We start from the raw sequence: 24,858 nt of genomic DNA on the forward strand, positions 1-24,858 counted from the left end.
AATGGCAAAAGGCATAGAAATTCGCGAAGCCCACTTTCCGGGCCGGGCACCTATTGATGCATACGGCAATGGCGGTTTTCGCTTTGCCGATATGTCACATAAGGGGTCTATTCTCTGTTTGCCGTCGGGTATTCATGGCTGGGACCCACAGACACCGCCAATTATATCGCGCCATGATCTGGGTGCCATTCTCGAGCAGGCGAGTGATATTGAAATTCTTCTGGTCGGTACGGGTATGGACTTGCGACGCATTCCAGAAGATGTTCGTGCTATCCTCCGCGAGCACCGTATCTCGTCCGATCCAATGAGCACAGGCGCTGCGGTGCGTACTTATAATGTGCTGCTCGCCGAAGATCGCGCGGTTGCCGCTGCACTGATTGCTGTAGACTGATTTTCATGAACCAGAATGAGGCACATTGTCTGGCGCTTCTGCGCGAAGCCGACCGGGATCGTTATCTTTCGGTGCTTTATGCGCCGGAAAACAAACGCGGCGCGCTTGCAGCCCTTTATGCGTTCAATGCAGAAATTGCCCGTATTCGCGATCTGGTACACGAGCCACTACCCGGTGAAGTCCGTCTGCAGTGGTGGCGTGATCTCATCAACGGCGAGGAGCGGGGCAGCGCGGATGCGCATCCTGTTGCTGCAGCACTGATCGATACGATTACCAAATACGATCTGCCGCGCGTGGCTTTCGACAATTATTGCGAAGCACGTATTTTCGATCTCTATGACGATCCGATGCCAAGCCGGAACGATCTTGAAGGCTACTGTGGTGAGACCGCTTCCACTCTCATTCAGCTGGCAGGTTTCATTCTCGACCGTGATGCAGCGCAGTCGCATACCGAGACGGCGGGACATGCAGGTGTTGCGCAGGCAGTAACAGGTCTGTTGCGCCTCATGCCGATCCATCGTCGTCGTGGGCAGCTTTATGTTCCCGCTGATATGTTGCAGGCAGTTGGCGTGACGCGCGAAGAGTTTCTTGGCAACGACGAGAAATCTGCTCATGTGCGCGTCATCAGTGTGATGATGGCGCTTGCGCGCGAACACTTGGCAATCTTCGACAAGGCCCAAAAGGATCTGCCCAAAAGCCTCGGACCGGCATTCCTGCCAATGGCGCTTGTTCCGGCCTATCTCAATGCTATTGAGCGGCTTGGCGGCAAAGCTGCCGATCAGGTGGCTGACCTTTCAGCCATACGCAAACAATGGCTGATGTTTAAAGCAGGTTTTTAAATAATAGGGCGGTTTTCTTATTCAGAAAACCGCCCTATCTATTTGATATGTAACTTCTTTCAAAAATACGCGTTATTGCTCAGCCACTCCTGAAAATCAGCCAGCGCCCGCGCGGACAATGCACGCTTTTTCGCAATGGTCTTTTCTTTGCCGCGAAGGCGCTTGCCTTCAGTCTTTGGAACTTCAATCGGCGGGAACAGGCCGAAATTCACATTCATCGGCTGGAACGAGCGTTTGCCCGGTTCCTCATCATCAGCAACGATGTGACCGCCCGTGATGTGGCCGAGAAGCGCACCAAAAGCAGTGGTCTGCGGTGGCGTAACCGGTGTCTTTCCAAGCTTTTCAGCAGCGGTGAAACGTCCGGCCAGCAAGCCGATTGCCGATGATTCGACGTAACCTTCACAGCCCGTAATCTGGCCAGCGAAGCGGAGGCTTTCGCGTGACTTCAACCGCAGCACATTATCGAGCAGCACCGGCGAATTGAGATAGGTGTTGCGGTGCAATCCGCCAAGACGCGCAAATTCAGCATTCTCAAGGCCAGGGATCATCTTGAAGATACCGGTCTGGGAGCCGTATTTCAGTTTCGTCTGAAAACCGACCATATTGTAGAGCGTGCCAAGCGCATTATCCTGACGCAGCTGCACGACCGCATAGGCCTTGACCGTTGGATTATGCTCGTTGGTGAGGCCCATTGGCTTCATTGGGCCATGGCGCAAGGTTTCAGGACCGCGTTCAGCCATGACTTCGATAGGCAAACAGCCGTCGAAATAGGGCGTACCTTCCCATTCCTTGAACTCGGTCGTGTCGCCTTCGATCAATGCCGCAACAAAGGCTTCATACTGCTCCTTATCCATGGGGCAGTTGATGTAATCCTTGCCGGTGCCGCCGGGGCCAACCTTATCGTAGCGCGACTGGAACCAGCAAACATCCATATCGATCGAATCAAAATGCACAATCGGTGCGATAGCATCGAAGAAAGCGAGCGCATCGGCACCGGTTTGCGCCTGAATGGCCTCGGCCAGCGAAGGTGCAGTCAGTGGACCCGTTGCGACAATCGTCGTGCCCCATTCTTCCGGTGGCAAGCCCGCGATTTCTTCGCGCTCTATGGTGATGAGTGGATGAGCTTCGAGTTTTGCAGTCACTGCCTGCGAAAAACCTTCACGGTCAACCGCGAGTGCGCCACCAGCCGGAACCTGATTTGCATCGGCGCATGCCATGATCAGCGAGCCTGCAAGGCGCATCTCGGCATGAAGCACACCTACAGCATTGGTCTCTGCATCATCCGAACGGAAAGAATTTGAGCAAACCAGCTCTGCAAGCTGCTCTGTCTTATGCGCATCAGTGCCGCGAACAGGGCGCATTTCATGCAAAACCACAGGAACGCCAGCTTGCGCAATTTGCCACGCGGCTTCAGAGCCGGCGAGGCCGCCGCCGACTACATGTACGGGGGAGAGATCGGTATCTTTTGACATGGCAAATCCCATACCGCCTTTGCATGCCGCCTTCAATGGGAGAAGCGCATCAGACGAGGGTAAACAGGTGCCACAAAAACAAATGGCATCCGTCGCGGGAGGAGGTGCGACGGATGCCATTATTGTCAGACCGGAATTGGGAGGAGGAGAGACCGGTCCTGGTATCGCAAAGCTTGGGAGGAGGACTTTGCGATAAACCGGGCCTGATGGGAGGAGGATTCAGGCCCAGCAAATTTGAATGAGTTATTAGCGTCCCTTGGACTGACGCGCTACATATGGGATGTCTGCGCGGGAAATGCCAAGGTCGTTAAGTTCGCGAGTCGAGAGCTGGTTCAGCTCGTTGACGGTATCGCGGTAACGGCGCCAGTTGTTGTAAGAGCGGAAGAGGTTCATGGTATTATTCCTTCATCGTTGAGGAACTGGTGTTCAATTCATCTTGTTTGTTGCCCAGTATATAACTCATTGTTTTCGCTACTTGCAGACCCGAGTTTGCATAGCTGCCTTGCGGGTTCTGCACGACGCGCTAAATCGATTAGACTGGTCGAGCACAAAATTGCCGTAAAGGAACAGGACCTAACTATTTGCCGGCTGGCGAGTTTCCTATATGTTCTCAGCTACTTGGTAAGATAGTGGCCTCAATGGATAGATTGTTCGGGAGTTGTTTTGTCGTTTTCAGTTTCTGTAGAGCGCCTGATTGAGCGCTGGCAGCATGAAGGACTTATTGATGCCGAAACGGCATCGCGCCTGAATGTTGATCTCGAAAAACGTGGTCCCCGGTTCAGTCTTGGCTCGGTGCTCGCGACACTTGGTGGGCTGTTGCTGGGAGCGGCGGTCATCATGCTGGTTGCTGCCAACTGGCAGGATATGCCGCGTATTATGCGTATCGGCCTGATCTTTGTCCTGATCTGGGCGTGCTATCTTGGCGGGGCATGGCGACAGTCGCGTGGCGACAGGCTATTGCCGCAAGCGCTTTATATCGTTGCGGCATCATCCTTTGGGGCTGGTATAGCGCTCGTTGGTCAGATGTACCATCTGTCGGGTGATGTGCACTCAGCAGCGCTCGTCTGGGCAGGCGGTGTTCTGGCATCGGCCTTCCTGTTGCGTTCGCCGGTGCTGACAGCCTTTGGTGCGGGCGTCGCGTGCTTCTATCTGTCTACATATGCTTTCAGTAATGACTATGGCGATCTCAGTTATCGCTGGATGGGGCCGTTGCTGGTTCTTGTTGGCGCTGGCGCTGCCCGTTTCACGCGATCCCGTCATGCTGCACATCTGTGGTGCCTGTTTGTGCTGGGGTGGGCCGTTCTTCTTTATTCGGAAAACGAGAGCCGGGCGATTCTTGCTATGATGCTGATTATCGGTATCGGCTTGATGCTGGCGGATGCCTTTGCACATAAAGCCCTTCAGAGACTGACACGCTTCGCGCATCCTTTGGCTTCCTATGGTTTGCTGCTTGCGCTTTTGGCGCTTGGCATTCTTCAGGTCGATAAGATGCTTTCAACGATCTTTGACAAGAACATCACGCAGGATGTCGTTTATGGCATTCTCATTCTGGCCCTTTCGATTGGTTCGCTTGCCATATGCGGACGCGACAATGGCAGTTTGCGTTCCATCGCCTATGCAGCTTTCTCTTTTGAAGTGCTTTACCTCGCCTTCACAACCGTCGGGTCGATGATCGGTACGTCTGGCTTCTTCCTGACTGCAGGCGTGTTGGTGCTACTGCTTGCGGCTTTTGTGCGTCGTATGGAGAGCAGGTTCGGGCGAAAGCGTTCAGTGGAGGTGCAGCCATGAGCCTATTGAAAAGCAAGTGGCTCTACGCGGGCGCAGTTGTCGCTGCAGTGCTGCAGACCGGCATTCTTTATGCGAGCATCGAGAAGCGGGCTTCGGTGCTGCGTTCTGGCCATGAGATCGTGCTGCAGACGCGACCGGTCGATCCTCGCGATCTGATGCGTGGCGACTATGTGATCCTTGGTTATGATATTACATCGATTGATCGCAAGATTATTCTGGGAACACCTGCCGACGGGTCGCGTACTGTCTATGTGGCGGTGAAGCCGTCCGATAAAGGTGTGTGGAATATTTCTCGTGCGTCGTTCACGCCGTTCACGGACTTGGCTTCTGATGAAGTGCAGATTCGTGGGCAATCAACCTACGCTATCTCCGACTACCCGGATGCGACGATCAGTATGCGCTACGGCATAGAGCGCTATTACGTACCCGAAGGCGAGGGGCGTGCAATCGAGGATGGCCAGCGTGATCTGGAAATTACTGCGGTGGTTTCTGTCGATGATGCGGGCACCGCTGTCATGAAAGCTTTGCGCGATAACGGCAAGCAACTTTACCAAGAGCCGCTCTATTAATATCGCCCTTGAAGAAAAGGGGCTTGGCTAAGGCGCCAAGATCGCTATATAGGGGCGGATAGAACGAAAGCGCTTCGGCTTGAAAGAGCTGGCAAATCAATGCCGGTAAAACGGCTTTTTTTCCTTTGAACCGGGAAAATTGAGTGATATAGAGACGCGCGCTTTCGAGAGGCGGTTCAATATCTGAGGCGAATTTAGTGCATTCGGTGGAGTGCACTTCGGTTCAGAGGCGGATATGGCGAAATTGGTAGACGCACCAGATTTAGGTTCTGGCGGGAGACCGTGGGGGTTCGAGTCCCTCTATCCGCACCAACTGCCTTGAGGCAAAAGAGAATTTCTCTCCCGCGACGAGGCATAAGCGCCGGTAACGGCGGGACAATGACAAGAAGTGAAGGTTTGAACATGCAGGTTACCGAAACGCTCAATGAAGGGCTGAAGCGCGAGATTAAAGTCGTGGTTCCGGCCGGAGATCTCGAAGCCAAGCTCTCTGAGCGGCTCGAAACTGCGCGTGGCCGCGCCAAGATCAACGGCTTCCGTCCAGGTAAGGTGCCAACTGCGCACCTGCGCAAGACCTACGGCAAGTCCTTCATGGCTGAGATCGTGAACGAAATCCTCAACGATTCGTCGCGTTCGATTCTCGCTGACCGCAACGAAAAGTCGGCAACCCAGCCTGTCGTTTCCATGCCGGAAGACGAAAAAGAAGCTGAACAGATTCTCGACGGCAAGGCTGATTTCGTTTTCTCGCTGACTTACGAAGTTCTGCCAGCAATCGAAGTCAAGGACTTCTCCAAGATTGCTGTAACGCGTGAAGTTGTCGACATTGCTGATGAAGAAGTCGACGAACAGGTTAAGCGCATCGCTTCTTCGACCCGCACTTTTGAAACCAAAAAGGGCAAAGCCGAAAACGAAGATCGCGTAACGATCGACTATCTCGGCAAGCTTGATGGCGAACCATTTGAAGGCGGCGCAGACACTGATGCGCAGCTCATCCTCGGTTCGGGCCAGTTCATTCCTGGTTTTGAAGAGCAGCTCGTTGGCCTCAAGGCTGGCGATGAAAAGGTTATCAACGTAACCTTCCCAGCTGAGTATGGCGCAGCCCATCTCGCAGGCAAGGAAGCAACCTTCGACATCACCGTCAAGGAAGTTGCCAAGCCAAACGAACTCGTTCTCGACGACGAAACCGCAAAGAAGCTCGGTATCGAATCGCTTGAGCGTCTGCGTCAGGTTGTTCGCGAACAGATCGAAAGCCAGTACGGCCAGATCACCCGTCAGAAGGTAAAGCGTCAGATTCTCGATGCTCTCGATGGTGATTACCAGTTCGAAACCCCAGAGAAGCTTGTTGATGCAGAATTCAACAACATCTGGCAGCAGATCAACTTCGATCTGCAGGAAGCTGGCCGCACCTTCGAAGACGAAGAAACCACTGAAGAAGCTGCTCGCGAAGAATATCGCAAGCTTGCTGAACGCCGCGTGCGTCTTGGTCTGGTTCTCTCCGAAATCGGTGAAAAGGCAGGCGTAGAAGTTTCTGAAGAAGAACTGCAGCGCGCTGTTTACGACCAGGTACGTCGTTACCCAGGTCAGGAAAAGGAAATCTACGAATTCCTGCGCAAGACGCCGGATGCAGTAGCTAACCTCCGTGCACCGATCTTCGAAGAAAAGGTCGTTGACCATCTGCTCGCAAACATCAACGTGACCGACAAGAAGGTCTCGAAGGAAGAGCTGACCGCAGACGACGAAGATGCAACTTCAGAAGCAAAGCCAGCCAAGAAGGCTGCTGCGAAGAAGAAGGCTGCTCCTAAGAAGAAGGCAGAAGAAAAGTCCGACGAGGCTTAATTCTTCTTAGCTGAGAATCGATGAAAAGGCCGCGCATTGCGCGGCCTTTTCCGTTTCATCCATTGAATTGAGTGGCCGAAAAGCTTGCATCCAATGGGGCTTTGCTCTAGCCAGTAACCAATCAGTTTTTAGCTCAATCAGAATATTTGCGAGCCAGCATGTCTCTTATCGATACGCGTATACCTGAACCAAAACGCTTCATCTCTGGCGCCACCGGCGACTGGGAAATCGTCATTGGCATGGAAGTCCATGCTCAGGTCACGTCCGAGTCCAAGCTGTTCTCCGGCGCTTCCACATCGTTCGGTGCTGATCCGAATGCCAATGTGTCTCTGGTTGATGCTGCGATGCCGGGCATGTTGCCTGTCATCAATCTGGAATGCGTCAAGCAGGCCGTACGCACCGGCATTGGGCTCAATGCGCAGATCAATCTGAAGTCGGTTTTTGACCGCAAGAACTACTTCTATCCTGATCTGCCGCAGGGCTATCAGATTTCGCAGTTCAAGCAGCCTATTGTTGGCGAAGGCAAGATCATGATTTCGGTCGGCCCCGACAACAAGGGCCAGTTCGAAGATGTCGAAATCGGCATTGAACGCCTGCATCTGGAACAGGATGCAGGCAAGTCGATTCACGATCAGCATCCAACAATGTCCTATGTTGATCTGAACCGCTCTGGCGTGGCGCTGATGGAAATCGTCTCCAAGCCTGATCTGCGTTCATCCGACGAAGCCCGTGCCTATCTGACCAAGCTGCGCACGATTGTCCGTTACCTTGGCACTTGCGATGGCAACATGGACGAAGGCTCCATGCGCGCCGACGTGAACGTTTCCGTTCGTCGTCCGGGTGGTGAGTTTGGAACACGTTGCGAAATCAAGAACGTCAACTCTATCCGCTTTGTCGGTCAGGCGATTGAGTATGAAGCACGCCGCCAGATCGCTATTCTGGAAGATGGTGGCTCTATCGATCAGGAAACCCGGCTGTTTGATCCGGTAAAGGGCGAAACCCGTTCGATGCGCTCCAAGGAAGAAGCGCATGACTATCGCTATTTCCCAGATCCTGACCTTCTGCCGCTTGAATTCGATCAGGCTTTCGTTGATGCGCTTGCCGCTGAATTGCCGGAACTGCCGGATGTCAAGAAAGACCGCCTGGTCGAAAAGCTCGGCATTTCGATCTATGACGCCTCGATTCTGGTAACAGAAAAGGCCATCGCGGATTATTATGAAGCGGTTTGTGACGGACGTGACGGTAAGGCCGCCGCAAACTGGGTTATCAACGATCTTCTTGGTGCGCTGAACAAGGCGGGCAAGGACATTGAAGAATCGCCTGTTTCGCCAGCTCAGCTCGGCGCGATCATCGATCTCATCAAGGACGGTACAATTTCCGGCAAGATCGCCAAGGAATTGTTTGAAATCGTCTGGAATGAAGGCGGTGACCCGAAGAGCCTCGTCGAAGAACGCGGCATGAAACAGGTTACCGACACCGGAGCGATTGAAAAGGCCGTTGACGATATCATCGCCGCCAATCCGGACAAGGTCGAGCAGGCCAAAGCCAAGCCAACCATGGCTGGCTGGTTCGTTGGTCAGGTGATGAAGGCAACGGGCGGCAAGGCCAACCCGCAGGCCGTGAATGACCTGGTCAAGTCAAAGCTTGGGATCGAAGAATAATGTGGGTTCGCAGCGCCAGTGAAGCCGATCTGAAGGCTGTGCATGAACTGCTGGTTTCAACCTGGCATGCGACCTTTGACGATATTCTTGGCCGGGAGATGGTGAATACCGTCACCGGTCAATGGCATTCCGTTGCAGCTTTGAAAGCCAATCTGAAAAAGCCATACTCGGAATTCATCGTTGCCGATAATGGCGCAGGCGGCATCGATGGAATGGCTTTTGCAAGCCAGACCGGAGAGGGCAAGGCTTCGCTTCATCAGCTCTATGTACGCCCTGACGCGCAGGTACAGGGCATCGGAACCATGCTTCTGGCAGAAGTTGAAATGGCCTTTCCCGGTGTAAATACGATGCGGCTTGAAGTGATCGAGCGGAATGCAAAGTCAGTCCGCTTCTATGAACGCAAGGGCTATGCACAGGTCGGCCGTAGCGAAGATTGGGGCGACCCCAATTGCAAGGAGCCGGTGCTTATTATGGAAAAGTCTCTTGAAGGCTGGTCTATGTAAAAAGCATTTCCAGCAAAAGTGCGAAGCGGTTTTGCGTAGGATAATGCGTAGAAACAAAGCATTTCCAGCAAAAGTGCGAAGCGGTTTTGCGGAGGCAAATGCGACTAGTAAATTGGGCCTGCTGCTGCATCATACTCTTGTGACAGCGGCAACTTGCCCCTTGCCTTGGTCTTTCGATAGGGCCATAAGCGTTGAAAACCCGGCAGTTACTTTGCCTGTGGCAATAATGGATCTGGATAGGTCATGAAGAAATTTCTTACACAAGTCTTCACCTGGTGGAATGGCCAGACGCTCGGCACCCGCCTTCATACGTGGCGCAAGGGCGAGCGCGTAGGCGAAGACGAGTTCGGTAATGTCTACTATCAGGGTGGCAAGGACTCTGAAGGTCGTACACGCCGTTGGGTCATTTTCAATGGCTATGCAGAAGCAAGTGCAATTCCTCCGGGCTGGCATGGCTGGATGCATCACCGCGTCGATACGCCGCCAAGCAAGGAAGACTACAAGCCGCGCGATTGGCAGAAGCCACATCTGCAGAACCTCACAGGCTCGCCATTGGCTTACCGTCCGAAAGGCTCGATCGCTATTCCGGGTACACAGCCTGCGGAGCGTCCGCGCGTGACTGGCGAATACGATGCCTGGACCCCTGGCAACTAAATATTGAAATTGTGGTCCGGCGTGGCATGTCACGCCGGATTTTTCATCTTCGGTTGCCAGTTTGCAAAAGGTTTTGAGGATAGAGGCGCTGCGCAGGCGCTGTCGGTTCATTGCTGCTTGCAGCAGGGCAACGAATCGTCACATTTCATGCTTAGGAATTATTCCGGCTTTTTAATTCACCATTTGATGCGGATATCCGTTTTGACGAAGCATTCTTCCAGTATGGCTGGTAATGGAAAGAACTGGGTCAGCAAGGCGACACAAGTCGCGCTGATCGTGCTTCTTTCAAGCACAGGCAGCATTCACCTTGCTCAGGCCGAACGGATATCGAACCCAGTGGCCGAGTTTTCGGGGCTGGACAAGATTACAGGTCGCATCACAAGTTTTGACGTTTACATCAACGAGACCGTACAGTTTGGTGCGCTGCAAGTGACGCCGAAAGTCTGCTATTCCCGCACCGAAAATGAAGCGCCGCGGACAGATGGTTTTGTCGAAGTTGATGAAATTACGCTGGACCGAAAGATCCGTCGTATTTTCACAGGCTGGATGTTTGCTGATAGCCCGGGTCTCAATGCTGTCGAGCACCCGATTTATGACGTGTGGCTGAAGGACTGCAAACAGAAGTCTGACGTTCCGCCGCCGGATCAGCGTAAATAATTAGCGAGAATGGCAGGATAGTCCTGATGGTGCAGTTTTGACTGTACTGCTCAATACGTCTTCAGAATGTTGCGTTGCCCTGCAGCGCCTGCTCAAGCAGCACTTCGTATTTTTTACGCTTTACCTCAATGGCACCGAAGCGCTCCAGATGAGCGGTTGTGAACTGCGTATCGAGCAGGACAAACCCTTGCCGGTTCAGATGTTCAACAAGATAGGCGAGGCACACCTTTGATGCATCGCGCTTGCGTGTAAACATGCTCTCGCCAAAGAATGCGCGACCAAGCGTGACACCATAAAGCCCGCCGACGAGTTGTCCGTCGTGCCATGCTTCAACGGTGTGGCAATGCCGGGCTTCAAACAGCTTGCCATATGCTTCACGGATTGGCCCATTGATCCACGTACGCGCACGTTCGCCGGAACCGCTTGCGCAGCCGTCGATAACGCCCTCAAAATCACTATCGAGCCTGATCTCAAAAATAGCTTGTCGGATTGTTTTTTGCAGGCTTTTGGGGATGTGAAAGCCATCAAGCGGGATAATACCGCGCTTCTCAGGACGAACCCAGAAAATCTCAGGATCATCCGCTTCTTCGGCCATCGGGAAAACCCCGGTGGCATAGGCCCGCAGGAGCAGCTCCGGCTCGATCGAATAGTCGTCCGGGGAAGCTCCTGCGGTCACTTTACTTATGCACCCATGTTCTTATGCATTTGGTGTCTCTGACTGCTTGGCCAGATATTTTTCCAGCCAATGAATGTCATAGTCGCCATTGGCAATGTCCTGATTGGAAATCAGGTCCTGGAACAGGGGCAGGGTCGTCTTGACGCCATCGACGACGAATTCATCGAGCGCACGACGCAGACGCATCATGCATTCGACGCGGTTACGACCGTGCACGATGAGCTTGCCGATAAGGCTGTCATAGTACGGCGGGATGCGGTAGCCGGAATAAACGCCCGAATCCACGCGAATGCCGAGACCGCCTGGCGTGTGGTAATGCGTGATAAGACCCGGTGATGGCGTAAAGTTACGCGGATCTTCAGCATTGATGCGGCACTCGATAGCGTGACCCGAGAAGCGTACATCGTCCTGCTTGACCGAAAGGCCGAGACCAGCTGCTACACGGATCTGTTCGTGAACAAGATCGATGCCGGTGATGGCTTCGGTAACCGGATGCTCCACCTGCAAACGAGTGTTCATTTCAATGAAATAAAACTCGCCGTTTTCATAAAGGAATTCGATCGTACCTGCACCGCGATAGCCCATATCGGCAATAGCATTGGCGCAGATCATACCGATCTTATGGCGTGCTTCCGCATTGAGCGCTGGCGAATTGGCTTCTTCCCAAACCTTCTGGTGACGACGCTGTAACGAGCAGTCGCGTTCGCCCAGATGGATTGCATTGCCTGCACCATCGCCCATGACCTGCACTTCGATGTGACGCGGCTTTTCGAGATATTTCTCGATATAGACTGCATCATCACCAAACGCAGCACCTGCTTCGGTACGTGCCGTTGCAAGGGCTACCGCCAGATCATCTTCGGTCTTTGCGACTTTCATACCGCGACCACCACCACCGGCGGATGCCTTGATGATGACCGGATAACCGATTTCCTTTGCGATGCGCTTGGCTTCGTTTTCGTCGGTCACACCACCATCCGAACCCGGAACGACAGGAATGCCAAGGCGCTTTGCAGTGCGCTTGGCTTCAATTTTGTCACCCATGACGCGGATATGCGAAGAGGTTGGTCCAATGAAGGTAATGCCATGTGCTTCGAGAATTTCAGCAAACTTGGCATTTTCCGAAAGGAAGCCGTAGCCCGGATGGATTGCATCCGCGCCAGTGATTTCGCAAGCGGCAACGATTTGATGAATATTCAGATAGCTGTCGCGTGATGGAGGCGGTCCAATGCACACGCTTTCGTCCGCAAGGCGAACATGCATCGCATCGGCGTCTGCCGTGGAGTGAACTGCGACCGTCTTGATGCCCAGCTCTTTACAAGCCCTGAGCACGCGAAGAGCGATTTCGCCACGATTGGCTATGAGTATCTTTTGAAACATTGCGCTTTGCTGCCCGTTCATTGAATAAGCCGAAATTCTTCTGACCAGATGGTCATCTTACTCGATGACGACAAGCGGTTCGCCGAATTCTACAGGCGCTGCATCTTCAATCAAAATAGCCTTGACCGTACCGGCGCGTGGAGCGGCGATCTGGTTCATGGTCTTCATAGCTTCGATGATGAGCAGCGTCTGGCCTTCCTTAACCTGCGTACCAACTTCAATGAAGTTGCGTGCGCCGGGAGCAGGGGCGAGATAGGCGGTGCCGACCATTGGCGAAGGAACAGCGTTCTTGCTGAGTTCTGCCTTGGTTGGCTCTGCGGCAACAGCAGCAGCGACAGGCGCAGCAGATGCTACGGGTGCGGCCTGCATTACGGTAGCTGCAGCCTGAACCGTTACCTTGCGCGAAACGCGGATGCGCAGATCGCCATGCTCGACTTCGATGTCGGTCAGGTCGGTTTCATTGAGGATATCCGCGAGATCACGGATGGTTTCCTTGTCGATGACGGAAGTTTTGCTGGACATATCAGGCCCCTTTACGCTTGCCCGTTGTTTTCTTCTTCTTTGGCAATTGCCGCGAGTGCGCGCAGGCCGAGCAGGTATCCTTCCGCGCCAAAGCCGCAGATGACGCCTTTGGCGACTGCGGAGACATAGGAGTGATGCCGGAAAGCTTCACGCGCATGAATGTTCGACAGATGCACTTCCACGACCGTAACCTTGGCCGAGCGGATTGCATCGTGAATAGCAACCGAAGTGTGGCTGTAAGCAGCTGGATTAATCAGAACATAGGCGTTTTTATCGCCTGCTTCCTGAATCCAGCTGACCAGATCGCCTTCGTAATTGGTCTGGCGAAAATCGACATCAAGATCGAGTTGTTCAGCCTCACGCTTGCAGCTCGCTTCGATATCATCGAGCGTTGCCACACCGTATATGCCAGGCTCACGCTTCCCAAGAAGATTGAGATTGGGGCCGTTCAGAACAAAAACTGTTTTCACCATATTCGTCCGTGATCGATAACGGGCCTATTACGAAATTTCGATTACACTTCGCATTCCATATAGAGGGCTTGGACGCAAGTCGAAACCCTCTAATTCGATGCTAATGTTTCACCACAGCGTTTTTCCCGCTATTCTTTGTGGAATGGACGCAATATGTGGCAAAAATAGTCATTTCCGAGATCTGATTTAGTGGCCGCGTCCCGTGCGATATATGTAAACGCCCACGAGACACGGCCTTAGTCAAATCAGCTTTTGCTCGCAGCGCGTGCCGCAGCGATTCTTTCAATCAAGCCTTCCGCACCGATAGCGCCCGGAACAAGCTCATTTCCAATGATATAGGATGGCGTGCCGGTAATGTTGAGCTTTTGGGCGAGCTGATAGGTTTCCTGGAAGGCGTTGGTAATTGCCGGATCCTTCATCTTCTCGCGAAGCTGCGTTTCATCAGCGCCGAGCTTTACCGCATCAGCAATTGCTGAGGCTTCCGTCGCGCGCTCCTGCGCACCGAGAAGAACTTCATGATACTCGGCATATTTCGCAGGCATCAGCGCTTTGAAGGCCTGTGCCACAATATGTGCACGCATCGAGTCCGGTCCGAGGATTGGGAATTCCTTCATGACGAAGCGGACATTCGGATCGTTCTTGAGGATGGCTTCCATGTCTGGGAGCGCACGCTTGCAGTAGCCACAATTGTAATCGAAGAACTCATAAACGGTTACATCGCCATTCGGATTACCGAAGACCGCATCGTGCGACGGATTAAATAGCTGATCCTGACTGGAAGCAAGAATCTGCTTGACCTGCGCTTGCGCAGCTTCGGCCTGCTTGGTTTCAAGTGCAGTCTGCACCTCAACCATGATCTCAGGGTTCTGCAACAGATAGTTGCGAACGATGTTTTCAACAGCTTGCTGTGACATCTCAGATGAAGCTGGGGCTGCAACAGGTGCTGCGGCAACTGGTGCCGGTTGATGGGCGGTGCCAGCATAATAGCCAGCAGCAAGCGCTGCAGCGCCAACCACGGCACCTGCAATCGAGCCCAAAATTACATTCTTCATACCGATCACTTTCTTACGTTCTGAAAACCTGCTCGGGATATCGTTAAAGCGACATCCGTGTGTATTACTTTTTAGCTTTGGCGTTGATGATATCCTGCGCACGCATCCAGTCCGGCGATCCGGATTTCATCTGTTTCTGCGCACGGATCGCAAAAATCTGAGCTTGTTGTAGTTTGCCGGAATAATAGTTCATGTCGGCTGTGGCAAGGTCTGCACGCGCCATATCGCCCGACTGGCCGTAGGCTTGGGCGAGATAGCCATATCCTCCCGGAAATTCCGGGTCGGATGCAATGCCGGCTTTAATCTCCTTGATTGCGGTCGGCATATTCGCTTTTGTTCCTGTCAACATCAAAGCGCGGCCATAGCTCATCCGAAGAAGCGGGGACTTGCGTGTGTCGAGTGAAACAGCGCGCTGGAAAGCCTTGGCTGCGCCCTGAGGATTGTTGGCTTTGATCAGAACTTCGCCCATCATTTCCTGAAAATATGGGTTCTTAGGCTGTTCTTTGATGAGTGCATCAAATTTAGGAAGCGCAGAACGCGCCGAGCCATTCAGATATGTTGTGATGGCGCTGCCGTAACGCGCGGGCAGTCCGCCAGGATTGCCCCGGAACATGCGCTGTAATGCGCCCATATTGTTGGAATATGCCGCAATTTTTGCACGCGCCATATCATGTCTGAGCTGAAGAGTTGCCGAATCCGTCTTGTTGTAGTTGGGGCTCTTTTTGGCAAGCTCCTCAAGATTGGAAATGCGCTCGCGCGGCAGCGGATGGCTGATGCGATACTGATCAATCTGTGTGCCCGACAACGAAAGAGCGGAAGCAAAGCGCTGGAACGTATCAAGCATGCCCTTCGTGGATTGACCGGTGGCATTGAGATAGTTCACAGCCAGTCGATCAGCGGTCATTTCTTCGGTTCGCTGATAGCTGAGCAGGCTGCGCATCGCCATTTCCGTGCTGCCCATGGCTATACCGCCACCAGCGCCTGCTGCGGCACCGCTGCCAGATGCAGCACCAGCAACGCCCGCACCAACGCCTAGAAGCATGCCGATCACAGCCATTGTGCGAGCACGGCTCAGCTGTTCACGCAGGCGATCCTGATGCCCGCCAGCAATATGACCCGCTTCATGTGCGATTACGCCGATGATTTCGTTGGGTGTTTCGGCCTGCATGATCGCGCCTGTATTGATGAAAATACGGCGGCCATCGACGAAAGCGTTGAAACTCTGCGAATTGACGAGAATAACGCGGACACCGCGTCCGCCTAATCCGGCGACTTTGAGGATAGGGGCTGCATAATCGGCGACAAGCGCTTCGATTTCAGCATCGCGGACGATGGGAACACCGCCGCCGCGCGATTGCGCCTGTGCAGGCAAAACGCCCGTAACGGCAACAGCAAGGGCTGCAAAGGCAGCAACTGAACGGCGCATCACATTCTGAAAAGAAAACGCTTTGGTCGTGAAAGTTGCAGTCATGCTCCCCATAGTGCTCCTCATCCTGCTCAAACGAAATAAAAGCGAATCTTACAAATCTGGCTTACTTTAAGGGCTTTATATCAATCTTCATCGCTGTTTTTACTATAGCGCTGTTGCTTTACCAATCCGGCGATTATAGGGCGGGGGAGTTGCATTGCATTCCCCGCTTTTCTGGAGGTCAAGTTGAATACTCTTTCCAAGCGTAGCGCAGTCGAACCGTTTCACGCCATGGATGTTCTGGCGGAAGCCAATCGTCGTCGCGCTGCGGGGCATCCGATTATTTCGATGGCAGTCGGACAACCGGCGGATCCTGCGCCACAAATTGTGCGGCTGGCTGCGGAACGCGCCTTGAAAGATGGTCGTATCGGCTACACTGATGCGCTTGGCCTGATCGAACTGCGCGAGGCGATTGCTGCGCATTATGCTGACAACTATGGCGTAACCGTCTCGCCTGAGCGCATTGCCATTACCACAGGCTCCTCGGCGGCCTTCAATCTTGCATTTCTTGTCTATTTCGATCCGGGCGATCGTGTTGCAATCACGCGTCCGGGCTACCCTGCCTACCGCAACATTCTGACAGCGCTTGGCCTCGAAGTCGTAGAGATCGCCAATGAAGGCGGATCATCCGGCGCGTTGACTGCCAAAGCGCTTGCTGCGGCCCATGCCGAAAAACCGCTTAAAGGCGTGCTATTTGCAAGTCCCGCAAACCCCACGGGTGCGGTGATCGACAAGCCTGAATTAAAGGCGATCATCGAGACCGCCCGCGATCTCGGCATTCGCGTGATTTCGGATGAAATCTACCACCGTCTTTCTTATGAAACAGAAGACGTTACAGCACTTGAGATTTCGGATGATGTGACAATCATCAATTCGTTTTCGAAGTACTATTGCATGACCGGCTGGCGCATCGGCTGGATGGTTCTGCCAAGCGCAGACGTTCGGGCTATCGAACGCCTCGGACAGAGCCTTTATATTTCGGCACCTGAACTATCCCAGCGCGCAGCAATTGAGGCATTTCATGCGACAGCAGAACTTGAACGTGTGAAAGACCGCTATCGGCAGAACCGCCAGATTTTGCTCGATCATCTTCCGCGAATGGGGTTGAGCCTTGCAGCACCCATGGATGGTGCGTTCTACGCCTATTGTGATGTTTCACGTTTCACCAATGACAGCATGGAATTTGCACGCCGTATGATTGCGGAAACCAATATCGCGGCTACACCCGGACGCGATTTCGATCCGATTGATGGGCACCGCACCATGCGTTTTTCCTATGCTGGCAAGGTAGAGGAAATGCAGGAAGTGGTCCGTCGCCTCGAAGAGTGGCTTCCACAACAAAAAGCCTGAACAGACAATCGATAAAGCAAAAAGAAAACCGGCGTTTCCGCCGGTTTTCTTATACTACGTATTAAGCGGGCAGGGCTTAGAAAAAGCCCTTTTTCTGCCACCAGCCGCCACGCTTTGGCTTCTGCTCTTCTGTTTCACTCGAGGTCACGACCGGCTCGGAAACCTTTTGTGGTTCAGCAGCAGGAGCAACTTCGGCCTCTACGACAACAGCTTCTTCCACTTCCGGCTTGGCGGCTGCCTTGCGGGTGCGGCGCTTTGGCTTGATCTCTTCTGCTTCCTCAGCCGGTGCGGCTGCTTCTACAGGAGCTTCTTCCTCAGTGAGCTTCTTACGCGAACGTGTCTTGCGCGCGGGCTTTGCAGGCTCTTCTGCTGCTTCGACTGCAACAACATCGTCCGAAGCAACCTCTTCGCTTTTCGCAGCCTTGCGACCACGTGGCTTGCGAGCTGGCTTTGCGGGCTTTTCATCAGCTTCAGTAGTCGATGCTTCAACAGCCGCAACCACCTCAACCGTGACCGTTTCAACAGCAACCGCTTCACTGACGACCACTTCAGCAGCTTTTTCTTCTGCCTTTGGTGGGAAGACCGGCGTGTAGCCTACTGGCTCGGCATCAGGCACCTTCTTGACCTGAATTTCGTCTTCGCGACGGTTCTTGCGTCCGCCACGGCGACCACGGCGACGCTTCTTGCGACGATCTTCTTCGCTCAGCGAAGCACTGCTCTGAGGGCTGGTATCTTCGTCCTCATCGCCATCTTCGTCCGAAGCTTCTGCGCCGGATTCAGTCTGTTCCGTCTGTTCGCGATCACGGCCACCACGACGGCGACGGCGACGGCGACGCTTGCGATCACCTTCTTCGCTGCTTTCTTCGCGAGCTTGTGGTTCAGCCTTGATTTCTTCTTCGGCTTCGTCGTCCTCAAGCGGAATTTCAGGATCTTCGATGTCGTCTTCATAAACCATCGGCTGAACAGGCTGGATGGTTATAGGACGTGTCGAAGGCGCGCCCTTGTCGATGACGAAATGCTGATGACCAACGCTTTCGTCCGCATCGATGCTGATATTAGCGCCGAAACGGCCTTCAAGATCAGCCAGTAGCTGACGCTTATGGTTCAATACATAAAGCGCCGATGCGGCTGGGGTACGAACGACGATGTCGTAGCCCGAATGACGGAGAAGATAATCTTCAATGCCGCGGATGATATGCAGAGCCATCGAGGAGTCAGAACGAATATGTCCTGTACCGCCGCAATGCTGGCAAACCTGCATCGTGCTTTCAAGAACTGACGCGCGGATACGCTGGCGCGACATTTCGAGGAGGCCGAAATGCGAAATGCGGCCAACCTGAATGCGTGCCCGGTCGTCCTTGAGGCAGTCCTTCATCTTCTTTTCGACAGCGCGGTTGTTGCGCTTTTCTTCCATGTCGATGAAGTCGACAACGATCAGACCGGCAAGATCGCGCAGACGCAGCTGGCGCGCGACTTCTTCGGCCGCTTCCAGATTGGTCTGGAGGGCCGTGTCTTCAATCGAGTGCTCGCGGGTTGAGCGACCCGAGTTGACGTCAATCGCAACCAGCGCTTCGGTCTGGTTGATAATGAGATAGCCACCGGATTTCAGCGTTACCTGTGGCAGAAGCATACGATCAAGCTGTGCTTCAAGGCCATAACGCGTGAAGACAGGAACTGGTTCGCGATAAGGCTGAACGACCTTGGCATGGCTTGGCATGAGCATGCGCATGAAGTCTTTCGCTTCACGGTAGCCATTTTCACCCGCAACCAGGATCTCGGTGATGTCCTTATTGTAAAGATCACGAATCGAGCGCTTGATCAAGCTGCCTTCTTCATAGACGAGGGCAGGCGCAGTCGATTGCAGCGTCAGCGAACGCACATTCTCCCACATGCGCATCAGATATTCGTAATCGCGCTTTACTTCGGCTTTGGTGCGGTTAGCACCCGCCGTGCGCAGGATCACACCCATGCCCTGCGGCACTTCGAGTTCCTTGACGATTTCCTTGAGACGCTTGCGGTCCTGCGGATTGATGATCTTGCGCGAAATACCACCACCGCGCGCGGTGTTTGGCATCAACACAGAATAGCGACCAGCGAGCGACAGATAGGTCGTCAGAGCCGCGCCCTTATTGCCGCGCTCTTCCTTGACCACCTGCACCAGAATGATCTGGCGGCGCTTGATAACTTCCTGAATGTTGTACTGACGACGATTGGTGCGGCTATGCGAAGGAAGCTCTTCCATCGCATCCTCGGAACCAACCGATTCAACCATGTCTTCTTCGTTCTCGACTTCCGAATCGTCATCCTCATCAACATTGTCGGTGTCGATAGCTTCAGAAATGACATGGCCAGCCTGCTTCATCAGCGCGATGGCTGGCGTGCCAGGCACATAATTTTCAAAAGCAGGACCGACTGGCTCTGCTGCAGGCAGGCCATTGCGGGCGACGTTTGATTGCGAATCACCATTCTGACCATCACGACGTCCACGACGGCGATGACGGCGCGAACGATCATTGTTCTTTGCCTTCGGTTCGTCTTCGTCGTCTTCGTTGCGGGCCGCTTTGGCTTCTGCTTCGAGCAGTGCCAAACGATCGGCAACCGGGATCTGATAATAATCCGGATGGATTTCAGAGAAAGCGAGGAAGCCATGGCGATTGCCGCCATATTCCACGAACGCAGCCTGAAGAGACGGTTCGACGCGGGTAACGCGTGCGAGATAAATATTACCCTTTAGCTGCTTCTTGTGCTCCGACTCAAAGTCGAATTCTTCAATCTTGTTGCCACGCGTTACGATGACGCGGGTCTCCTCCGGGTGGGAGGCATCTATAAGCATTTTGTTGGACATTAGTGTCTTTCCTGCCGGCGCTAGGACGCAAGCCGCGTGCGCCGGACGAAACCCTGAAGGCTGTCGTCCTGGCTGGGATGCATCTGCCGAATGATATTGGGTTCGTCGGAATAAAAGCTGCTGTCCTTACGCGCGATGGCCTCGTGGCGATCACGGTCTTCAGGCTTGCAGTGGTCAGTCTTGCTTGACCCATAGCTGTTCCGAACGAAACGACCTCATATATGACCCGAAAAAGCCGGGCCGACCTCTTTGCTCTTTTCAGAGCGCTGGCGACAGCGCGTATCAATGCGCAGTCGGCCGATTAAAAAACGGAGGCGGCAGGGGAGCCGTATTCCGTTGAATTCTGTGCGGGTTATTGGGTGGCGAACTCAATACACCACTGTTTTTGCTATCTTTCCTCGCGCTCCGTTTTGAAAACCGGCAAACGATTCTGACAGCTACTCCATAACCTACCTTAGCTTTTATGGTGTCGTTTGAACTATGACAAGTATGAATATCAGTTGACACCTTCATCGTAATTTTGCCGAAAGGTGATTATAGAGGTCAAAACCACCCGCCGAGGCCGTGGAACGTGGGGCGAAAAGCCTTCGTTAACCATAATTTTGTACGGATAGATTTATGAAATGCACGCAATCACAGGCCATGGCTTAAATGTCTGGTCCAAAATTATTCCATAATGTTTAGATCGCGATTACGGATGCATTCTCTGAGCAATAAAAATGGAACTCAAAAAATGTCAGTGGTGCGAGATGTGTTCGCGCTGCTGGTGATAATGTGTACCGTTTTCTTTCATGCCAGTTCTGCCATGGCTGCCAATAGTGGTAAAGATCCACTCTCGGCGCTGACATACCGTATGGCAGGCGATGATTTGCGGATGCGCGTCGTCGTTATGTTCGACCGCGAGCCTGAATATTCGACACTCATGTTCGACAATCCGCATCGTCTCGTTTTTGATCTTCCTGAAACGCGTTTCGGTTTCGATGAGAAAAGTTTGGCGGCGAGGGGGCTTGTCTCCCGTGTGCGTTATGGGCTCGTCGGAAATCACCGTTCTCGCCTCATTCTCACGCTGCGTGGCCCATTCAATGTGGAGAACATTCAGGTAATCAAGAACGAAACCGCTCCCGGTTATCGCCTGGTTGCCGATATCGTCGCGTCTTCGGATCGTGAGTTTGCTGCAAAGCTCGCGTCTCAGCATGATGTCACCGGATCGACCGAACAAAAACAGAAGAATGGGAACACGGAGCTTTCATCGCAATCCGACGGTGTGCGTCCGTTTATTGTGATGGTTGACCCCGGTCATGGCGGTATCGACAGTGGTGCGGAAAGCCTGAGTGGTATCAAGGAAAAGGATCTGACCCTTGCTTTCGGGCAGGAGCTGCGTGATCGTCTGGCAAAAGAAAAAAACATCAAGGTTTTGATGACCCGCGACGATGACACATTTCTGCGTCTCTCGGAGCGTGTGCGTCTGGCGCGCCAGCAGGAAGCCGATCTTTTCATTTCCATTCATGCCGACACGATCAATCAGACCGATATTCGCGGTGCAACGGTCTATACGATCTCCGATAAAGCATCCGACTCGGTTGCCCGCGCTATGGCGGAACGCGAAAACAAGTCGGATAGCGTCGCTGGTGCTGTTCCCGAAGAACTGCCGGAAGTCGCAGACATTCTGCTGGACCTCACGCGGCGTGAGACTCACACATTTTCATTGAGTTTTGCTGAGAAGGTTATCAGCTCCCTTCAGGGGGAAGTGAATCTGATCAACAACCCGCATCGCTTTGCCGGGTTTCAAGTTCTGCGAGCTCCCGATGTTCCGTCTGTACTGATTGAGATTGGCTATCTTTCGAATGCGGAGGACGAGAAACTGATCAGCAATCCTGAGTGGCGTCGCAAACTGGCTGATCGTATTGCAAGAGCCATAAAATCGTTTGAGATTCAGAAACATCCGGACACTTTGTCAAAAGGTTAGAATTATGTAATGTTTAGTAGGGGCTCATATTCATCCCTGCTTATAAGATGCATGGTTGCAACAGTTTCTTGTATTTTTGTCGTTGCCCTGCGTTTGCATGCGTTAAATTGGTAAAAACAGAGAAACGATCTTGCCTTTGACGCATTTGATGGTCACTAAACCACTTTATTGCCAATGCGGCATTTGTCGACGGGTGCTCGTTTCGATTGCCCCTAAATTATGCGAATGATCTGAAGGCAGGATCCTGGATTTATGGTAAGGCTTATCGGATATTTCTTCGGAATTGGTACGGTTCTGGCGCTTTTGGTGGCCGGCGGAGTCGCCGTTTATATTGGAAGCCTTACAAAAGAACTGCCCGATTACGAAGTGCTCGCAAAATACGAGCCTCCTGTCATGACGCGTGTCCATGCTTCGGACGGTAGTCTGATGTCGGAATTTGCGCGCGAGCGTCGCATGTATCTACCGATTCAGGCTGTGCCGAACCGCGTTAAGGCTGCTTTCATTTCTGCTGAAGACAAGACATTTTACGAGCATCATGGTCTTGATTTCGGTGGCCTCGCTCGCGCAGTTCTGACCAATGTGAAGAATATGGGCTCTGGCCGTCGTCCGGTCGGCGCGTCCACGATCACACAGCAGGTCGCAAAGAACTTCCTTCTGAGTTCGAACCAGACCTATGACCGCAAGATCAAAGAAGCGATTCTTGCGATGCGCATTGAGCAAGCCTATTCCAAGGACCGCATTCTGGAGCTTTATCTCAACGAGATTTTCTTTGGTTTGGGCGCTTACGGTATTGCCAGTGCCGCGCTTACCTATTTTGACAAATCCGTTGGCGAATTGAGCATTGCCGAAACTGCTTATTTGGCTGCTCTGCCAAAAGGTCCAAACAATTACCATCCCTTCCGTTTCCCGGATCGCGCGATTGAACGCCGCAACTGGGTTATCGATCGTATGGCTGAAAACGGCTACATCACGACACAGGAATCGGAAGAAGCCAAAAAAGAACCACTTGGCGTAAAGACCCGCACCGCAACGCATTACCTGTTCGCTTCCGAATATTTCAGCGAAGAAGTACGCCGTCAGATCATCCAGAAATATGGCGTTGACGCACTTTATGAAGGTGGTCTGTCAGTTCGTACGACGCTCAATCCAACCATGCAGGTCGAAGCACGCAAGTCACTGCAGGCTGCATTGCTCCGTTATGACGAGGCACGCGGCTGGCGTGGACCTTTGAAGCACGCCGAACTTGGCGGTGACTGGGCAACCGCTTTTGGTGATTTGCAGGCCTATCCTGATGTGCCTGAGTGGCAGCTCGCTGTTGTCCTGAACGTCTCGGCTGCTGGTGCCGATATTGGTCTTCAGCCAGAAGTAGAAGGTTCGGGTTCGCGCAGCAAAGAGCGTACGCGCGCATTCATCGCTGCTGATGACATGAAATGGGCAATGCGCGTCACCAATATTGGTGGCAAGCGCGGCAGCGCAAAATCGCCAGAAGGTGTTCTGAACACAGGCGACATTGTTTATGTTTCGAAAGTCGGTGATGGCGATTCCCGCTTCCGTCTCCAGCAGCCGCCAAAGCTGCAGGGTGCACTGGTTGCCATGGACCCGCATACCGGCCGTGTGCTGTCGATGGTTGGCGGTTTCTCCTTTGGAGAATCCGAGTTTAACCGGGCAACGCAGGCCTATCGCCAGCCTGGATCGTCATTCAAGCCGTTCGTGTACGCGGCTGCTCTTGATAATGGCTATACACCGGCGTCCGTTGTTCTGGATGGTCCGCTTGAAGTTAATCAGGGCGGCGCGCTTGGTGTCTGGGCTCCTAAAAACTATTCGGGCAAATTCTCTGGTCCTTCAACCCTTCGTTACGGCATTGAACAGTCGCGTAACGTCATGACCGTGCGTCTTGCACAAGACATGGGTATGAAGACTGTTGCGGAATATGCAGAGCGTTTCGGTATCTACGACAAGATGCTGCCGGTTCTGTCGATGGCGCTTGGCGCTGGTGAAACGACTGTCCTGCGTATGGTTACGGCTTATTCCGTTATCGCAAATGGCGGACAGAGCATTACACCTTCGATGATTGACCGTATTCAGGACCGCTACGGCAAGACTGTCTTCAAGCATGACGCGCGCCAGTGTGAAGGCTGCAACGCTCAGCAATGGTCAAATCAGGAAGAGCCCACTCTGATCGACAATCGCGATCAGGTGCTCGATCCGATGACTGCCTACCAGATCACATCGATGATGGAAGGCGTTGTGCAGCGTGGTACAGCGCAGCTGCTTAAGAGCCTTGATCGTCCGCTTGCTGGTAAGACCGGCACGACCAATGACGAAAAAGACGCATGGTTTGTTGGTTTCACACCTGATCTGGTCGTCGGTGTTTTCATGGGCTACGACACGCCAACTCCGCTTGGTCGCGGTGGCACGGGTGGTGGTTTGGCAGCGCCTGTCTTTAAAGAGTTCATGGGGCAGGCTCTGGCTGGAACGCCTAAGGTGGATTTCCGTGTTCCAGAAGGCATGACACTGATTGCGATCAATCGCAAGACAGGCATGCGTACCAACAAGGGCGATCCGAACCTTATCATGGAAGCGTTCAAGCCCGGCACCGGACCATCTGATACCTACTCGGTTATCGGTATGGATCAGTTCCGTGAAGGGTCGCCAGTTCAGCCACAATCGCCGCAGGCAACCCGTGCTATCAATTCAGGTTCTGGCGGACTTTACTAACCTATCCCTCTTTACACTGCGCCACGTGCTAATTATGGTCC

General features: G+C 53.3%; 22 protein-coding genes and 1 tRNA gene. 14 read left to right on the forward strand and 9 right to left on the reverse strand.

The features are described from left to right. Position 1: 1 nt before the first annotated feature. Both C9380_RS05615 and C9380_RS05620 read left to right on the forward strand, forming a co-directional pair. Positions 2 to 391 carry an Mth938-like domain-containing protein gene (locus tag C9380_RS05615; protein ID WP_024896609.1) on the forward strand — a complete coding sequence of 130 codons (390 nt, stop codon included), beginning with the start codon at positions 2 to 4 and terminating at the stop codon, positions 389 to 391. 5 nt (positions 392 to 396) lie between these two features. Next, positions 397 to 1,230, forward strand: coding sequence for a phytoene/squalene synthase family protein (locus tag C9380_RS05620; RefSeq protein WP_100559121.1), 834 nt, complete (start codon positions 397 to 399; stop codon positions 1,228 to 1,230). A 59-nt stretch (positions 1,231 to 1,289) separates the two neighbouring features. On the opposite strand, the gene trmFO is transcribed toward C9380_RS05620, so the two are convergent. Both trmFO and C9380_RS05635 read right to left on the reverse strand, forming a co-directional pair. Beyond that, positions 1,290 to 2,702 (reverse strand): methylenetetrahydrofolate--tRNA-(uracil(54)-C(5))-methyltransferase (FADH(2)-oxidizing) TrmFO, encoded by a 1,413-nt coding sequence (gene trmFO, locus C9380_RS05625; RefSeq protein ID WP_100560181.1) that lies wholly within the window; start codon positions 2,700 to 2,702, stop codon positions 1,290 to 1,292. 246 nt (positions 2,703 to 2,948) lie between these two features. Further along, positions 2,949 to 3,095: a DUF1127 domain-containing protein gene (locus C9380_RS05635; RefSeq protein WP_084486703.1), complete on the reverse strand. Its 147-nt coding sequence runs from the start codon at positions 3,093 to 3,095 to the stop codon at positions 2,949 to 2,951. 270 nt (positions 3,096 to 3,365) lie between these two features. Between C9380_RS05635 and C9380_RS05640 the strand changes: the two genes are divergently transcribed. The 8 genes from C9380_RS05640 (at position 3,366) to C9380_RS05675 (ending at position 10,367) form a co-directional block, all read left to right on the forward strand. After that, positions 3,366 to 4,490 (forward strand): DUF2157 domain-containing protein, encoded by a 1,125-nt coding sequence (locus C9380_RS05640; RefSeq protein ID WP_105705993.1) that lies wholly within the window; start codon positions 3,366 to 3,368, stop codon positions 4,488 to 4,490. After that, a complete protein-coding gene (locus tag C9380_RS05645) occupies positions 4,487 to 5,059 on the forward strand; it encodes a GDYXXLXY domain-containing protein (protein ID WP_105705991.1) in 573 nt (190 codons plus the stop codon). Before C9380_RS05640 ends, C9380_RS05645 begins: the two co-directional genes overlap by 4 nt. 229 nt (positions 5,060 to 5,288) lie before the next feature. Next, positions 5,289 to 5,371: transfer RNA gene (locus tag C9380_RS05650), tRNA-Leu, on the forward strand. A 90-nt stretch (positions 5,372 to 5,461) separates the two neighbouring features. Next, positions 5,462 to 6,892, forward strand: coding sequence for a trigger factor (tig, locus tag C9380_RS05655; RefSeq protein WP_282183922.1), 1,431 nt, complete (start codon positions 5,462 to 5,464; stop codon positions 6,890 to 6,892). 158 nt (positions 6,893 to 7,050) lie between these two features. Beyond that, the gene (gene gatB / locus C9380_RS05660; RefSeq protein WP_100559115.1) at positions 7,051 to 8,553 is read left to right on the forward strand and encodes an Asp-tRNA(Asn)/Glu-tRNA(Gln) amidotransferase subunit GatB; all 1,503 of its coding nucleotides are present in this window, start codon (positions 7,051 to 7,053) and stop codon (positions 8,551 to 8,553) included. Continuing rightward, the gene (locus C9380_RS05665) at positions 8,553 to 9,056 is read left to right on the forward strand and encodes a GNAT family N-acetyltransferase (RefSeq protein WP_111787632.1); all 504 of its coding nucleotides are present in this window, start codon (positions 8,553 to 8,555) and stop codon (positions 9,054 to 9,056) included. The genes gatB and C9380_RS05665 overlap by 1 nt, the downstream gene beginning before the upstream one ends. A gap of 243 nt (positions 9,057 to 9,299) precedes the next feature. After that, positions 9,300 to 9,710 (forward strand): NADH:ubiquinone oxidoreductase subunit NDUFA12, encoded by a 411-nt coding sequence (locus C9380_RS05670; RefSeq protein WP_024896617.1) that lies wholly within the window; start codon positions 9,300 to 9,302, stop codon positions 9,708 to 9,710. Between the two features lie 186 nt (positions 9,711 to 9,896). Beyond that, positions 9,897 to 10,367 (forward strand): DUF2155 domain-containing protein, encoded by a 471-nt coding sequence (locus tag C9380_RS05675; RefSeq protein ID WP_024896618.1) that lies wholly within the window; start codon positions 9,897 to 9,899, stop codon positions 10,365 to 10,367. Between the two features lie 61 nt (positions 10,368 to 10,428). Here C9380_RS05675 and aat read toward each other — a convergent pair whose 3' ends face one another. The 6 genes from aat to C9380_RS05705 all read right to left on the reverse strand — a co-directional run bounded on the left by aat (position 10,429) and on the right by C9380_RS05705 (position 15,950). Continuing rightward, the gene (gene aat, locus C9380_RS05680) at positions 10,429 to 10,998 is read right to left on the reverse strand and encodes a leucyl/phenylalanyl-tRNA--protein transferase (protein ID WP_024896619.1); all 570 of its coding nucleotides are present in this window, start codon (positions 10,996 to 10,998) and stop codon (positions 10,429 to 10,431) included. Between the two features lie 66 nt (positions 10,999 to 11,064). Beyond that, entirely contained in the window at positions 11,065 to 12,423 is a 1,359-nt protein-coding gene (gene accC / locus C9380_RS05685) for an acetyl-CoA carboxylase biotin carboxylase subunit (RefSeq protein WP_036566847.1), read from the reverse strand. Positions 12,424 to 12,480: 57 nt separating this feature from the next. Beyond that, positions 12,481 to 12,945 carry an acetyl-CoA carboxylase biotin carboxyl carrier protein gene (gene accB, locus C9380_RS05690; protein ID WP_024896621.1) on the reverse strand — a complete coding sequence of 155 codons (465 nt, stop codon included), beginning with the start codon at positions 12,943 to 12,945 and terminating at the stop codon, positions 12,481 to 12,483. An 11-nt stretch (positions 12,946 to 12,956) separates the two neighbouring features. Beyond that, the gene (gene aroQ, locus C9380_RS05695; RefSeq protein WP_024896622.1) at positions 12,957 to 13,418 is read right to left on the reverse strand and encodes a type II 3-dehydroquinate dehydratase; all 462 of its coding nucleotides are present in this window, start codon (positions 13,416 to 13,418) and stop codon (positions 12,957 to 12,959) included. A gap of 245 nt (positions 13,419 to 13,663) precedes the next feature. Then, positions 13,664 to 14,470 carry a DsbA family protein gene (locus C9380_RS05700; protein WP_024896623.1) on the reverse strand — a complete coding sequence of 269 codons (807 nt, stop codon included), beginning with the start codon at positions 14,468 to 14,470 and terminating at the stop codon, positions 13,664 to 13,666. 64 nt (positions 14,471 to 14,534) lie between these two features. Continuing rightward, positions 14,535 to 15,950: a M48 family metalloprotease gene (locus C9380_RS05705; protein ID WP_024896624.1), complete on the reverse strand. Its 1,416-nt coding sequence runs from the start codon at positions 15,948 to 15,950 to the stop codon at positions 14,535 to 14,537. 174 nt (positions 15,951 to 16,124) lie between these two features. Here C9380_RS05705 and C9380_RS05710 point away from each other — a divergent pair, with 174 nt between their 5' ends. Then, a complete protein-coding gene (locus tag C9380_RS05710) occupies positions 16,125 to 17,288 on the forward strand; it encodes a pyridoxal phosphate-dependent aminotransferase (RefSeq protein ID WP_024896625.1) in 1,164 nt (387 codons plus the stop codon). 76 nt (positions 17,289 to 17,364) lie between these two features. Here C9380_RS05710 and C9380_RS05715 read toward each other — a convergent pair whose 3' ends face one another. Continuing rightward, complete coding sequence (locus C9380_RS05715; protein WP_128093185.1) at positions 17,365 to 20,133, reverse strand: Rne/Rng family ribonuclease; 2,769 nt, start codon at positions 20,131 to 20,133, stop codon at positions 17,365 to 17,367. A 2-nt stretch (positions 20,134 to 20,135) separates the two neighbouring features. Between C9380_RS05715 and C9380_RS05720 the strand changes: the two genes are divergently transcribed. The 3 genes from C9380_RS05720 to C9380_RS05730 all read left to right on the forward strand — a co-directional run bounded on the left by C9380_RS05720 (position 20,136) and on the right by C9380_RS05730 (position 24,817). After that, the gene (locus tag C9380_RS05720; RefSeq protein ID WP_024896627.1) at positions 20,136 to 20,321 is read left to right on the forward strand and encodes a hypothetical protein; all 186 of its coding nucleotides are present in this window, start codon (positions 20,136 to 20,138) and stop codon (positions 20,319 to 20,321) included. A 545-nt stretch (positions 20,322 to 20,866) separates the two neighbouring features. Continuing rightward, positions 20,867 to 22,099: an N-acetylmuramoyl-L-alanine amidase gene (locus C9380_RS05725; RefSeq protein WP_374844416.1), complete on the forward strand. Its 1,233-nt coding sequence runs from the start codon at positions 20,867 to 20,869 to the stop codon at positions 22,097 to 22,099. A gap of 252 nt (positions 22,100 to 22,351) precedes the next feature. Continuing rightward, positions 22,352 to 24,817 carry a penicillin-binding protein 1A gene (locus tag C9380_RS05730; protein WP_100559096.1) on the forward strand — a complete coding sequence of 822 codons (2,466 nt, stop codon included), beginning with the start codon at positions 22,352 to 22,354 and terminating at the stop codon, positions 24,815 to 24,817. Positions 24,818 to 24,858 lie beyond the last annotated feature (41 nt).

The organism is Brucella pituitosa (assembly GCF_003049685.1).
GTDB lineage: Bacteria > Pseudomonadota > Alphaproteobacteria > Rhizobiales > Rhizobiaceae > Brucella > Brucella pituitosa.